Annotated in this window: 7 protein-coding genes; 6 read left to right on the top strand and 1 reads right to left on the bottom strand. The window is 51.2% G+C overall.

What is annotated here, in order from left to right:
• Positions 1 to 13: 13 nt before the first annotated feature.
• The 4 genes from AC0LWM_RS20550 to AC0LWM_RS20535 all read left to right on the top strand — a co-directional run bounded on the left by AC0LWM_RS20550 (position 14) and on the right by AC0LWM_RS20535 (position 10,687).
• Positions 14 to 7,957, top strand: a complete 7,944-nt coding sequence (locus AC0LWM_RS20550) for an S-layer homology domain-containing protein (RefSeq protein ID WP_474676859.1) — start codon at positions 14 to 16, stop codon at positions 7,955 to 7,957.
• Positions 7,958 to 8,251: 294 nt separating this feature from the next.
• Positions 8,252 to 9,358, top strand: a complete 1,107-nt coding sequence (locus tag AC0LWM_RS20545; protein ID WP_474676858.1) for an amidase domain-containing protein — start codon at positions 8,252 to 8,254, stop codon at positions 9,356 to 9,358.
• A 301-nt stretch (positions 9,359 to 9,659) separates the two neighbouring features.
• Complete coding sequence (locus tag AC0LWM_RS20540; RefSeq protein WP_474676857.1) at positions 9,660 to 10,337, top strand: L,D-transpeptidase family protein; 678 nt, start codon at positions 9,660 to 9,662, stop codon at positions 10,335 to 10,337.
• Positions 10,338 to 10,513: 176 nt separating this feature from the next.
• Positions 10,514 to 10,687: a hypothetical protein gene (locus tag AC0LWM_RS20535; RefSeq protein WP_474676856.1), complete on the top strand. Its 174-nt coding sequence runs from the start codon at positions 10,514 to 10,516 to the stop codon at positions 10,685 to 10,687.
• A gap of 230 nt (positions 10,688 to 10,917) precedes the next feature.
• Here the strand turns inward: AC0LWM_RS20535 and AC0LWM_RS20530 are convergent, their stop codons facing one another.
• Entirely contained in the window at positions 10,918 to 11,373 is a 456-nt protein-coding gene (locus AC0LWM_RS20530) for a TSUP family transporter (RefSeq protein ID WP_474677000.1), read from the bottom strand.
• Positions 11,374 to 11,578: 205 nt separating this feature from the next.
• Here AC0LWM_RS20530 and AC0LWM_RS20525 point away from each other — a divergent pair, with 205 nt between their 5' ends.
• A complete protein-coding gene (locus AC0LWM_RS20525) occupies positions 11,579 to 13,438 on the top strand; it encodes a cache domain-containing sensor histidine kinase (RefSeq protein ID WP_474676855.1) in 1,860 nt (619 codons plus the stop codon).
• Positions 13,416 to 14,915, top strand: a complete 1,500-nt coding sequence (locus tag AC0LWM_RS20520; protein ID WP_474676854.1) for a response regulator transcription factor — start codon at positions 13,416 to 13,418, stop codon at positions 14,913 to 14,915. The genes AC0LWM_RS20525 and AC0LWM_RS20520 overlap by 23 nt, the downstream gene beginning before the upstream one ends.
• The last annotated feature ends 60 nt before the right edge of the window (positions 14,916 to 14,975 follow it).

Raw genomic sequence — 14,975 nt, 5'->3', positions numbered from 1 at the left:
GGAAAGGAGCGTTATGATTCGTTATATTCGCAAAATCAAGCTGCGTTTGATGGTGTATACACTGATCGTTTGCCAACTGGCGCTGATCGGCTCGCCGTCCGCTACGGCGGCTGAACCGGGGGGAGAAAGTGCGATCCCGGATATTCAGGCTGTCGTTCAACAAATGCTGGACGGTTTTGAGCCGCAGCAGGACAATGCGGCACCTCCGCCTCCGAAATTGGACGCGATCGCGAGTCCGACCAACCAGAACCCTCTCGCCATCAAAGGAACGGCTTCGCCAGGAGCGACGGTCATCATCCGCTATGGCTTGGCTGGAGAAGAATTGCAGCAAATCCCTCCGCTGACCGTGGATGAGAGCGGGAAGTTCGCAACGAGTTTACCGATAACAACCGGCGACGGAAGATATGTCGTCAAGGCCAAAGCGGTTGTGGACGGAGCGGAAAGCTTCGAGCCCGAATACGGCTTCGATTACGACGGCACGGCTCCGCTTCAGCCGAGAAATGCCAGATGGGTGCTTCTGCCCGCCGAACAAAGCGGCGTCGTGCTCGTATGGGAAGTTCCTTTTAAAGGGGGCTCCGATCAAGAATGGGATGAGACTGTCGACCATTACGAAGTTTATCGCGACGGCGATTTGTTGACAACGACCTTCGGTACTTCGTACGCCGATATGAATTTGGGCGATATGCAATATCACGAATACGGCATCGTAGCTGTCGATCGTGTGGGCAATAAGTCCGAACCGGCTCCAATTTATGCAGGAACGGGTTATCATGACGCAATCTTAACGTCGCCCCGTCATTCCGGCGGGTTTTCGGACGGCGTCGTATATGAGCAAGAGATGAATGCCGACGGTTCGCGGATCGCTTTTATCTCGAACGGATTGGACTTAGTGCCGCAGCCGCTCGAGTATCCGGAAGCCTATCATTTGTATATGAGAGACTTGAAGAACAATCAAACGACCTTGATCGGCAGAGCGGAGATGGCTAGTAGCATAGAGGGGCGACGACTTGCGATGGATGCTTCCGGCACGGTTGCGGCTTACGTCTCGGACGGTCAAGAAACGCCGGACGATACGGACGGCTTTTCGGATATTTTTCTCTACGATGAGGGAGCCGGGAAGGTACAACTCCTATCCGAAGGCAATGGAAGCGCGTATTCGCCTTCCATCTCGGATGACGGAACTTTGGTCGCATACGAAAGATCGAACGAAGACCGCACTCAGGTCGTCTTGCATGACCGAAACGCGAAGAAAACAGTGCTTATCGGCGAAGGGCATCACCCGACGATCAGCGGCAACGGCAAAGTTGTTTTGTTCGTCCAAGCGGAAGGGGTGGCCCTATACGACGTCGCTCAAGCGAAGATCGAGCCGATCCTGCTGGACGGCGATCTGGAATATGCGGAATTCCGCGAAACAAGCTTGAGCGCGGATGGCGGGACGATGGCCTTTGCGGTACGGCGAGACAATGGAAGCCGGACGATTTATACGTATGAGCGGTCCGGGGGGACGGCAACGCTCGTTTACAATACGCCGGGCGAATCCAGGTTCGGACTGTTTCATCCGAAAGTCAGCGGGGACGGCAGGAAGCTGTTATTCGAGTACAGCCATGCGCGTGGCAACGATTTCTACGGGCTTGCCGATCATGGGGTCATCCTGTATGACATTGCAACGAAGGAACCCACATCGATCTCCAACCAAGCGCTCGTCACGGAGAAGGCGACAATGGATGCGACAGGCAATAAGATCGCATTTATTTCGAGCGATTGGGAGAAGCCGGAGCGCCGTCATGGTTATCTCAAATGTTTCCAAGCTTGCGGAGATACTCCTCCTCCAGGCGATAAACCGATTGCATACGCGGATGTTTACTTCCAGAACATGGTGAACGGCCAGGCGCCAATCGGCAGCTCGTTTACGGTTGCGGCTATTTACGAAAAAGGCCGGAAGCTGCAAGCCTTCGTGACGATCCGGAAAACCGACAATTCGGAATCGAAGGAAACGCTTGAATTGAAGGAAGAGGAGCCGGGCAACTATCGGGTCAAATTTACGCTTCCTCCGGGAGCCGTCCAGTTAACCTCCGTACGGGTGGAACGAGCGGATAAACCGGACATTTACAAAGATATCGCGCATATGCCGATCAAGGTGGCAGGTCAATTAAAAGTCACGTTGGAGACGGAAATTACTTCGCTGCTAACGAACACAAAACTCATAGGGACCAGCAAACGCAAAGGTTACGGCAATCAAATCATAACCGACGGTCATTCCGAATACGTACTCCCGCTTGGCGACGCGGACGACTACACGGTAAAAGTCGTAACTCCAGACGGTTCCGTACTCGGCACGTCGGCTGCGTTTGCGGTGAACAACGGCGAGGAAAGTGTAACATCAGTCAAGTTGACGGCAATCGCGAAGCTCGACGTGTACGTCAAGAACTCGTTTAGCCAAATGGTGCCGAATGCCAAGGTGGTTGTGGAAAAGAACGGTACCAGCAATATATATATGACGAACAATCAAGGTATCGTGAACGTTCCCGGCGTCCATTATCACGGGCAAAAGGTCAAAGTCAGCGTATTGGCGGAGAAGCCTTATATACAGGTAGAACCGAAGGAAATCGTATTGAAGACCGACGCCAATGAGCTATTGTTCGATCTGCCGGTCATGAAGGAAGGCAATGTGAACGGCAAATTAACGAACCCGCAAGGTCAAGCGGTCGGAAAGCCGCTTAAGGTTATCTTTTATAACGAATTCCGAAGAGTGGTTGCAACAACGGGGGATGACGGTCAATACAGCGTCGATCTTCCCGCGGACGCCTATTCCATCCAGGTCGTATCGGATCAGGCTCCGTATTACGGGATTACCTACGGCTCGGGAACTTTCGTGATCGTTCAAGAGAGCTCGGCGCAAACGAAAAACTTCACCGTGGACACGGTGGCCATTCGGCCGATGAATATCCATCTATCCGTCAAGAAGCTCGATGACGAAAGCAGAGAAGTGCCGCTTGCCGGATATTCGGAAGCCATTAATTACGGCTTATCCGTCAAGAGCAAGAGCGCCAACTTCTACGGCAATGCGAACAACATTCGGCAAAATCAGCTGTATGTGCAAGGCGCAGCAGGCGATTCCGTTACGGTGTGCGCCAATGGGGCGAATTCGGGCTACACGAGTCAGTGCAAGGACGTCCAATTAAACGGAGCCGGTGATACGGAGGTCACTCTTCAAGTCAAAGAAGTCGCGAGGGTGCTAGGAACAATTCGCAATCCGTTTAATAGTTATCTCTACTATCTCGATCTTGAATATATTGACGATAATGGCAAAAGCTCGAGCGTCGGCTCTTTAAACATGAGAGGGAATGTGCTTAATCACTCGCTCGCGAAACCGGGGAATTATCGGCTAACGCTCAAAGTTAATCGAATTACCTATTACAATGCTACCCGGCCGGATTATGCCGCCGAACGATACGTACTCAAATCGTTCCAAATCGCCGATGGGCAAATCCTTGATTTAGGCTCAATCGCCATCCCGTCGTTGACGTCGGTATTTGCCGGAAAACCAGGCAACATGTTAGAGACGTCGACATCCAAGGTGGCAACGGGCGGGATCGCCAAATTCCGCGCAACCTATCAATACAACGGATCGACCCCGATCCAAAACGCCGAGCTGCTGATCCAAGTGCCTAGCGGAGCAGAATTGATGGCAGGCAGCGTTGTCTTAAACGGCAGCCCCATTCAGGCAACGGCGGCAGGTGCGGGAATGTATTCCGTAGCTATAGGCGAAATGCAGCCTAATGCGCCAGGTACGTTATACTATCGGCTGAAAATCGACGACAACGCCAAAAAAGGCAAGATGGATACGTTCCTCGACATCAAGTATCAACGAGGGACAGGCCAACCCGTCGAATCCGAAACGATCGGCAGCGAACGGCTGCAAATCGGGATCGTCGACATGATCGCCCCGAAGGTCATTTCGACTAATTCCATATACGTACGCGGAGTCGGCCCCGCAAATGAACAGGCGAGCGTATACGTGGACGGAAAAGCGGTAGGGCAATATCCCATCTCGGCCGGCGGTACGTGGGACGCAACGATCGAATTGGAACATAAGGCCAAATCCCCGGTATGGAACGACAATCCGTTTTATGAAATTACGGTGAAAGCAGGCTCGGATGGTGGCGTCTTCGATTCCGATACCGCATATGTCGAATACGACACGGAACTTCCGATTATCACGAACCTGGAGATCAGACAATCGGCCAAATTGTTCTCTGTCGATACGTCCAAGGGCTTACCGAGCACGAACATGGCGATTTCTCTTTCCCGCCCGATCGGGTTCAACATCACGGCAACGCACCCCGAGCGGATCGACAAGTTGTCGCTATATACCGGAGTCATGTCAGACGCCGTGTATGACAGCGGGTCCAAAACGTTCCGTGCGGCGGTTGATCCTACTGTTAACCGGTTAAGTCCAAACGGTATTTTCGTTAAATACGATACGCTGCCGAAGCCATACGAGCATAAAGACGCCGATCAAGCGAAGTTTGAATTGGCGAAGCAGCAGCTGCCCGAGCCATGGAGGAGCGCGACGGCACTTCCAGCGACGAAGGAAGAAAACGATGCGATATTGAAGGAAATGGGGGAGACGTCTTCGACGCTTGCAGAGGAGACCTATTCGTATCAAACTCCATTCGTGAAGTTGAACGCCACAGGCAAGCCGAATGAAGACATTTATACCCGAATCTCCTTCAAGCAACTAAAAGGCTACACGCCAAAACAACAATATAAAATGAAAACGGTGATTCCTTATTCGGATTTAAGCATCGGTTTTGACGGCCGCACGCTTCGATTCAGTTACGTTGTGCCGACAAGCTTCATGCAAAAACAGTCCATCGGTTCGATTTCGACATTCGGCCAAAATGAACATACGCTAAACATCTTGGAGGTGTTTTTCCCGAAAACATTCGGACCGTTTAATAAATTGTGGGCGGCCAAGGATCTTATCGCAAACTACGCCGACCTGCGGAAATTCCGGGACGAAGTGCTGAAATTCCAGGACGACGTGATTAACAGCGAATGCCATGCGCCAACCGTGAAATATTTCAACGATCAAATCGAAAATTTGGCTAAAATCGCGGAAGCCGAATACGGGATGAAATATATAATCGGGGCCGTAGCTGCGGCGTTTATGACTTTTGAATTGCCGGTGGTGCTTGGATTTATGACGTCAACGACGATGACGATCGCCGCGGACGTATCGACGAGCGATAGCGAACGCATTTTCAAAGAATTGCAGAAAGAGTTTGAAGACATTCAAAAATGGCGAGACGATATGTCCAAAGCCGGGGTTTTCCCGCGCTGCGAGGACGCGAAAGACGACGATCCGCCGCCGCCTCCGGACCCTCCAACGAGTCCTCCGGGGACCAAGCCGCTCGTAGATATGAAGTGGATCTATGACCCGAGCGGTTATGTCTATGAGGGGATGACGTCGAACCGAATTCAGGATGCGACGGCTACCGTATTCTATAAAGATGCGGAATCCCGCTGGATGCAGTGGGATGCGCGAGAGTACGGGCAGAACAATCCGTTAAAGACGGACAACGAAGGGAAATATGCTTGGGATGTTCCGGAAGGCGTCTGGAAGGTACGTTACGAAAAAGAAGGCTACGTGCCTGCGGAAAGCGCGGAGCTGAGCGTACTGCCGCCACATTTTGACGTCAATATTCCGCTTGTCTCGTATTTGGCGCCGGAGCTTACAGCCGCGTTCGGACGGAACGGCGGAGAGTCGATTGGGCTGAACTTCAGCAAACCGATGATGATGTCGTCGGTTAACACCGCGAGCGTGATCGTGAAGGATGGTGCCGGTACTCCGGTGGCCGGTACAATCGAAGCGGTCGCTCCCGAAACGGGGACGGGCGGTGTTCAGCTAGCCATGTCGTATCGGTTTATTCCTGCCAAAGGGCCGCTTGCGGAAGGGACTTATACGGTGAAAGTGTTGTCCGCCGCCAGCAGCTACGCAGGCGTCATGCTAGAGGAAGATGCAACGAAGGAAGTAAGGATCGATCCTTCGGCCCAAACGCCGGATATCGTATCGAGCCTGACATTGCTTCCGGGAAATCGGAGCATCGCCGCTCGTTGGGAAGAATCTTCTACGGAGGCGGCGGATCGCATTCGCCTGTACCTCCGCAAGGCGGGCGAAGCATGGAAGGAATACGAAACCGTCGCCGCGGGAGAACGGCAATACTCGTTCGCCGGACTCGAAGAAGGCACCGATTATGAGGCGAAGCTCGTTACTGTAGGCCTCGACGACAAGGAATCGGAAGGCGTGACTGGCAAAGCCAACACGACGAAAACTCCGGCTTCCGCTGTCGATACGGACGCGCCGGGCGAAGTGACGGAAGCGAACGCTCAGCCGGCGGGCCAAACCATTCGCGTGACGTGGAAAGATCCGAAGGATGCCGATTTCGCCAAGGTACGCGTGCTGTGGAAAGTGAAGGGCAGCTCGGAAGCGCCTCGAGTCGGCTATGTGGACAAAGGCATCGAGCAGTATGTCATCGAGGATATAAGCGAAGGAAAAAGCTATGAAATTAAGCTGATCACGTTGGATAACTATTTGAACGCGTCCGCAGGCAAAGTGCTGGAGGTCGGCACCGCCGATACGCAGCCTCCGGGAGATGTTACCGGGCTAAAGGCGAGCACCGACCGACAAAGCATCACTTTGACGTGGGTTGATCCGAAGGACGCGGATTTGGATCATCTGGAAATCTCGTGGAACGAAAAAGGAAGCACGACGGCGGCGCAATCCGTCGTGGTCGCCAAAGGCGCCCAGAAGCATACGATCGGCAATTTGAAGACGGGCAAAGTTTATGTCGTCGAAATCGTCGCGGTCGATGCCCATGGCAACCGTTCGAAGGGCGTGAAGATCGAAGCCAAGGTGCTTCCTACTCCGCACGAACCGGGCCCGAATCCAAATCCGAACCCGAATCCGGGGCCGTTCCCGCCAGGGAAGGACGCATTCGTCATTAAGCTTGGAAAAGAGACGAAATACGAAGCTTTCCAAGGCAAGCTTCAGCTCCGCATCCTGCCCGGCACGTTCAAGAATGAAGTCGCGCTGCAGGTCAATCGCAGAGAGATTGCCGATACGCTTCCGAAATATTTCAAAGCTGCTTCGATGGCGTTTGAGCTTATAGCAACCCAAGGCGAACGGCCCGCCAAACCGTTTGTGCTGACATTGCGGTATGATTCGGAACGGCTCAAAGGGATTGACCCGAGAAGGATCGGCTTGTACCGCAAAACGGAGGACGGCAAAGGCTGGCAATACGTCGGCGGGCTGCTGGGCCGCAAACAGCAGACCGTCAGCATGCCGGTCGACCGTTTCGGAACGTACGCCTTGCTCGTGTATGATCGGCCGTTTCAAGATTTGGCCAATCATTGGAGCCAGGAAGACGTTCAAGTGCTCGTCAGCCGGAACTTGATGAACGGCGTTTCCGATACGGAATTCAAACCGAATCGCCCGATGACCCGGTCGGAGCTTGCAAGTTTGCTGGTTCGCGCTTTACCGGCCGAACAGCCTAAGGCTTCCCAAACGCCGCCCAAATTCACGGATGTCATGAAGGGCAGCTCGTTCTATAACGACATTGAGGAAGCCGCGTCGCGCGGACTCATCCTAGGCAGCGGTGGTCGATTCCGCCCGAACGATACCGTGAGCCGCGAGGAAATGGCCGTGATGGTTTTGCGGGCGCTTGGAGGGGATGAGCAAGGCGAGCCTTCCACGCTGCAAGCATTCGAGGACGGCAGGGAAACTTCCCCGTGGGCCCGATCGGCCATGGCTTATTGCATCGAGAAGCAATGGTTTACCGGAAGCTTGAACGGCAAGCTGCTTAACCCGCGGGCCCGAGCGACGAGGGCGGAGGCGGCAGTCATTATGCTGCGGATGCTGGAACAATCCGGTTATATTACGGAGAAAGAATAAACGTAATACGGAAGAATCGAGCGATCCCGACGTCATTAGTGACGTCGGGATCGCTCGATTTGGATAAGGTTCTCAACCCAAAAATTGGGACGGTTTCTGAAGCATAGCCCAGATAACCAAGGGAAGCATAAATGTTGGATTTCAAAACAAGGAGACCGTCAACGATTATATTCAGCACGCGGCGGGGGAACCGGCGAAGATTTATCGAGTACGGTTCAAGCGCTCAGAAGGTACATAAACATGGGACAATCAAATTCACATATATGGAGTAATCATTTTTAGGGGGTATAAGCTGTGCTGCGCTTCGTTCTATTGGCCGGAATAGCATTAATCGTCGGATTTACGCCATTGCAAGGTTACGCTTCGAAACTTGAAAGCGATAAAGAAGAAATCAGCCGTTATTTATCCCAGCTTTATAAAGACCGCAATACTTTTCTTATTCATCCGCTTCCCGAAACAATAGAAAAATATTATATAAAATCCGAAGGCGCAAGCCGGCATGCTTATCAAATGGAGTTAAGACGGGCAAAATACTTCAATGCATGGGCTGAAAAACGAAGGCTTCGCCTAGTAGCGGCCGAACCGTATATTCGTATCGGACGTTTTAAAAAAGATGGTGATATCGTTACAGTAACTTTAGTACAATCGGCCAAAATAACTTATGCATACAAAGAAATTTCATATCTTCCCCCGCAATCGTTCGGAGTCGGTACACGGCATGCCCTTACGCTAAAAAAAACAAATAACGGGTGGATCGTAAAAAAGGAATGGTATTTGGACCCGCTGGAGGAAAACCTGGATTTAATCCCCGATTCTCCGGCCGACTTTCCTCGCCATTCCTCCATTAAATACATTCCAAAAGCAAAAGGGCGTTACTATCGGGAACGTGCCGTTGCTTACGCCAACAAGTATGCCGGTCTGGCTTGGGGGGCGGGAAATAATAACCGGTATAACCGCAAATACAACGACTATACGCCGTTAGGCGGAGATTGCACCAATTTTACGTCACAAGTTCTTGGAGATGCAAAGGAAGGTGGCGGTCTGCGAATGAATGGTACATGGGGGTATTGGGGAGGCGGAAGCCACGCATGGGTTCAAACGGATGCCTTTGAACGTTTCCTGCTTTATTCCGGATACGGGAGACTCATTGCCAAGGGAACTTTTACGGAAATTACCCGATCAAGCGACAAGCATCCGGATGGGGCCATTGCGAAGTTAATACCAGGCGATGTCATCGGATATTCACTTGATGGAGACACAGACCATTTCTCGATCGTTGTTGGGCACGATGTGAACGGGTATCCGTTGGTTAACTCCCATACTGCAGATCGCTACCGCGTCCCTTTTGATTTAGGTTGGGATAAATATACAAAGTATATCTTAATTCATATTAACGATTAATGGTCAGGGGAATAGTACCTAAGTAATCTTGTTCATATAATTTTGGACAAGGTTAATTTGGGGTGAAACTATGCAACTTCCCGCATTCCTTAAACAAACGGCGCTACGTACTGGCGCTATTTTTCTTGTTAAAATCATTGGACTCGGTTTTCCAACATCGTTAGCGTTAATGACCGCTATGCTTTATATATTTTCTTCCGATTTCTGAAAAACCCGAACAGGATCAAGAATCGACCCTGATTGGCGGCGGTTAATCAGCTGTTTCCATACATATTTATGGAACGCTAAGGTGAAAATATGATTGAATTACAATAACCTACAACAGGTGAATCCGATGAAATGGCTTGTTTCGTTTATTATAGGTGGCATGATCATCATGAGTGCCAATCCAATGTTTGCACATGCCGATAAAGAGATTCACATCAATCTTTGGAAAAGAACGCTTATTCTGCTGGAAGACGGCAACGTCATAAAAAGTTATCGTATCGGCGTCGGTACGAAGGATACCCCTTCACCCATGGGGATTTTCAAAATTGTCGATAAAAGAAGAAATTGGTTTGACGGTTTTGGACCAAGATGGATGGAGCTTAGTGTAGGATGGGGGACATTCGGCATCCACGGCACAAATAAACCCTATTCCATCGGCGGGTTTGTAAGCGAAGGATGTATTCGCATGTATGATAAACAAGTTGAGGAACTTTACGATCTTGTAAATATAGGGACGAAGGTTACAATCGATGGTCCCTTAACTGGACACCCCGATATTTCATACCGTATTATGGTCAAAGGTTCCCGCGGCGCTCTCGTAAAAATAGTTCAGCATCGCCTTCAAGCGGCCGGTTATTATCAAGGAGAATGTAACGGTCAATTTAATCGTTTAACGGAAATCGCTCTTGCTCAGTATCAAAAAGAACACGGTCTCCGCGTTACGGCACAAATTCATTATGAAGATATGCTTCACATGGGGATCGAGGAGTAGGTGGAATGTCAGGATACCCAAAAGAACTAAACGGAGTCATGCTTATAAAGCTTTGGCACTTTCGTGCCGAGGCTTTTTTACATTTAGTTGAAAGGTGTCTAGACGAAATGTAGCCATTAGGAAAGTTTGGCGCAAGAATTTAGTCACTTAAATCAAAATTATAGGGAGGAAGCAAAATGAGTACGGTCATCAATGCGGAAACAACAGCGAAAGTACAAACTCAACCTCGGGGGAAAGTTATCGCTTATTGGGTTACAACTGCTCAACTTGCATTCGTTGTGTGGGGCGGAGGAATTGGAGAGTTGACCCATCAATGGGGGACATTCGAGACGGTGGAAATCGTAGGGTAACCAGTGTACTTTCTGACCATTTTCGGGATTTGAAAAGTGCTCGGGACGATAGCCCTCCTCCGTACGCCGGCATTTTCTTTGGGATGACGGGAGCAGCTGCATCCCATGCATTCGTGGAAGATTACGGGGCCTTTGCGTACCACATCTTCAGCCCACTTAGTTTTGCAATTCTCGCTCTCGCCTCGTGGGCACTGCGCCCGAAGAACCGCCGGCTTTAAGGAGGTGATGAACTAAAGGCGGTCACTTATACGCCAGTAGATGTCTGCTACTGAAAAGATATTTAGGAGAGGTGTTGTGAGCGATAACAACCAGTTACGAGATGTAGCGAATGCAGTCCACAGCATCGAAAGTCCTGAACACAAGAGGAGAACGTCCAATACGTATCGATATGAGGCAATACTCATACGCTGCACCACTTTCTTGGCAACGAACGTGCCAAGCATGAGAGAAGTACCGATAATAACACCCTGTAAAATCAATTCTATCGGAAGTGCCCCGAGCTCTTGGAAAGTCACAACCTTGCTAAAATAAAGTGCAAGTGAGCTAACAGCTTCCGTTGAAAGAAATGCTCCTTTCATCAATCCATAGGAGGTAAAAGCCGGGACACTTAGAGGGCCGGTTGAAAGAACGATGCCGGTCAAATAGCCGATAAATCCACCAGCGATGGAAAGCTGCCATAAGGAAATATGTATTTTTTTGCATCAAGCCAATGCCTTAAAGGAATCATAGCCAGAATCAAGATGGACGCCAAGTCATTTGCATGGAATCAATAATGTCGTCGTTCCTCCTACAACAAACGGTTACGCCGAGCTAATGGCGATAGCCGTTTCTCTTTATATTCATGCGAGTGTGTAGACAAAGGATCACTAATAAAAGGAGCGAGTGGGTTAGATGATCAGATGGACGACATTAAACAGATTGTTCCGTCGCGGCAAATCGAGTATGAGGTTCCAAATGATCGCTGTAAACGTCTGCATTTCCATCATTCCGGTCGTCGTGATCGTATCTATCGCTTACGTTCTGTATGTCGATTCGCTGAAAAAAGGGATGTCCGAGACGGTGGATATGCTGTTTAACCAAGTGAACGGACGGTTGGAGGAATATTTCGATGCAATCGATCATTTGTCCAAAGTCACGTTCTACAATAGCGAGCTTCAGAACTCGGTTCTCGATCGGAAAGACAACCCAGGGTCTCACAGCGACGCCGATTATGTGAATCAGTTCAAGAAGCTGAAGACCCGGCTGTCGCCGTTTCTCAAAATGAATCCGTCGGTTAAAGACATCGTTGTCGTCGATCCCGACGGCCGGATGTACAACACGAACGGTTACTCGTTGAAGCCGTCGATGCTGGATTATTTGCATGCGATGCCGAAGGACAAGCTCCTCTCCGGGCAGTTGTTCTTCTCGGGGTCGTTCACGCATCTTGGCTCCACGTTGAATGAATATATGGCCTTTCGGCAAATCCGCTCCGTCGAGGAACAGCAATACATGCAGTCGATTTTTACGGGTGTGCTCGTACTGGACATGGAATACATCCGCAAAATCGTCGCGGAAAGCGAGCTGACGAGCAAGTCGGTCCTGATGATCGTGGACGGTGACAATCGAGTCATGACCTCGACGCGCCCTGAGTTTGAAGCTCCGTTGTCCGAGTTGCTTCCGGCCAGGCAAGAAGAGCAAAGCGAGAAACCTAAAGATGAAAATGATACCTATCTCGTAAAATCGAGCTCCGTCAATAAGGTCGGTTGGCGGCTCGTGGCGTTGATCGATAAAGATCAACTGTACAAGGACGCAGATTTTTTAAAATATATTTTACCGGCTGTCATTCTGATCCTGTTCGTCATCGTCGTTGGCACGACGCTGGCGCTGAACTGGTCGATGACAGCACCGATCATCAAGCTGGCGAACGCATTCGGACGAGTGGCCCGAGGCGATTTCTCCTCCAGGTTGAGATTTGAAAAAAAGAATGAAATAACGGAAATTGCCGATCACTTTAACTACATGGTGGACGAAATCGACGGATTGACGAAGCGTTTGTTATCCACTCAACAGCAAGTGTTTGAGATCAAACTGGAGAAGAAGCAATTTCAGCTGAGCGGTCTGCAAGGGCAAATCAACGCTCATTTCTTGTTCAATACGCTGAGTGCGATCCGCGGCATGGCGCTGACCGGGGAGAAGCGGAAGGTGAATGAAATCGTCGATCATTTAGCCGCTTATTTCCGGTACATTACCCGAAATGACGAATTTGTTCCTCTTGCCGAGGAAATTAACTTCGTGGAGCAATATTTGGCGATCTACCGGCTTCGGTTAGGCAAGGAGATCGAGCTGAAGCTGATCGTTCCCGAACATTTGCGGCATCGCTTGATATTGAAGCTAACGCTTCAGCCAATCATTGAGAATGCCGTAGTATACGGCTTCAGTCGAAGCGAGAAAAAGGGGCTGATCCGAATGACCGTCTGCGAGGAGGACGGCGTGCTTACTGTCCGGGTGCTCGATAACGGTATCGGAATGCCTCCCGATCGACTAAAGCAGCTGCAGAGCATGCTCGACTTGTCGCACAGCGGAGGCGGCCCGGTTGAATCCGAGGGCTCGGGCAGCGGTATCGGGTTGTGGAATATTCAGAAGAGGCTGCAACTATTTTGCGGGGATCCGTTTGGCTTGAAGCTGATAAGTTGGCAGGGCCGCGGAACTGCGGTGACGGCGGTTTATCCGGGATTAAAGGAGAGTAACGATGTACAAAGTTCTGCTGATTGACGACGAGCCTTGGGTGCTTAAAGATTTGACTACGATCATCGATTGGGAAAGACTCGGATTTACGGTAACGGGCTGCGCGACCGACCATACTATGGCGGAGAAGATGCTGAAGAAGCATAATCCCGAGCTAGTCATTTGCGATATCCGGATGCCGGAAGTAACGGGTATGGAACTCATGACGAAGTGGAAAACAGAGAAGCCGCATTTGATGTTCGTTTTCATTAGCGCATACGGGGAATTTGCTTATGCGACAGAGGCGATCCGGCTTGGTGCGTTTGATTATTTGCTCAAGCCGGTTCGCCCCGAAACGTTGGAAGCCACGCTGGAGAAAGCGTACGACCGCCTCGAGCAAACCGAACGGCAGCGTGTGGAATGGGAGCTGCTGCACAATACGCAGCTTTTCCTGGAGCTGCTTGATGCCAATCGGCCCCATGCCTGGATGGCGGCAAAATTATCGAATGAACGGGATTTCCGTTCGAACGGAACCCACTATCGATTCATCGTCGCCCAAGCGGAAGAAGGCGCGTCCGAGCGTGTCAATAAGCTTCTTATTCATGCGGTGGAGCAGATCGCCTTCGGTATGATGCAGGCGGTCTGTTTGCCCGCACGCATGGGCGCGGGCAAGTGGCTTGCGCTGATCCACTATGACGAGCTGAGCGCTGGACGGCTGACCTTAGCCTGGCGTGAGCTGCGCGAGCTGGCGAAGACGGGCCGGGTGAGCTTCGGCATCAGCCAGCCGTTCTCCGATCTGGGACAGCTCAAAGCGTATTTCCGCGAAGCGGATACGCTTGTTCGCAATAGCTGGGTAACGGGAGTGGCTGGCGTATTTGTCGGCGGATTCCGCCCAGGGGGCTGGGCATCCGCTTGGCTGGAGCTCATCCGTCAAGCTGCTACAAGCGAGGCGCTGGGCGAAATTATCAGCCGCGTCGCGAGCTGCCGAGTGAAGAACAAGCTGACGCTGCCGGATCTGGCACAGCTTTATAACGAGGCCGTGCGCCGCAAGAGCCGGCTTGACGGCTGGCTGAAAGAGGACGATGCGGAAGACAGCGCCGGCGACGATCTGAGCGTCGCTTACCCGGATGCGGACAGCATGCTCCGGGCATTGTCTGCGCATGTCAGGCAGGAAACGCGCGAACGCGGGGCGTCGGCGTCGGCGCCCAATCATTCACTTATCGTTGGCGTCATTCGGGAGATCGAACGGAATTACCGGGAACGTCTGAGCTTGTCGGCGATTGCCGACAAGCATTATATCAACGCCAACTACTTGAGCCAATTGTTCAAACAAGAGACGGGCAAGTCGTTCAAGCAGCATTTGGTCGAGACGCGGCTGCGCAACGCGGCGGAGCTGCTCAAGCAAGATGATCTTCCTCTTCACGAAATCAGCAGCGCCGTCGGCTACGACGATTACTTTCATTTCAGCAAGCTGTTCAAGAAGCATATGGGCGTCTCCCCCGTAGATTTTCGCCGCAATCCGTAATTCCGATCACTTCTCTAATAAAACGACAACTCCCCCTAATGTAACGCCATGGCTCACCGA

It is taken from the genome of Paenibacillus sp. sgz302148 (assembly GCF_056120465.1).
Note: the sequence above shows the minus strand (reverse complement) of the source record. Positions and strands in the feature narration are given on the sequence as shown.

Bases quoted from the DNA above. Each gene is read 5' to 3' on its own strand.
- AC0LWM_RS20550 (WP_474676859.1), top strand. From the start codon at position 14: ATGATTCGTTATATTCGCAAAATCAAGCTGCGTTTGATGGTGTATACA.
- AC0LWM_RS20535 (WP_474676856.1), top strand. From the start codon at position 10,514: ATGAGTACGGTCATCAATGCGGAAACAACAGCGAAAGTACAAACTCAA.
- AC0LWM_RS20525 (WP_474676855.1), top strand. From the start codon at position 11,579: ATGATCAGATGGACGACATTAAACAGATTGTTCCGTCGCGGCAAATCG.
- AC0LWM_RS20520 (WP_474676854.1), top strand. From the start codon at position 13,416: ATGTACAAAGTTCTGCTGATTGACGACGAGCCTTGGGTGCTTAAAGAT.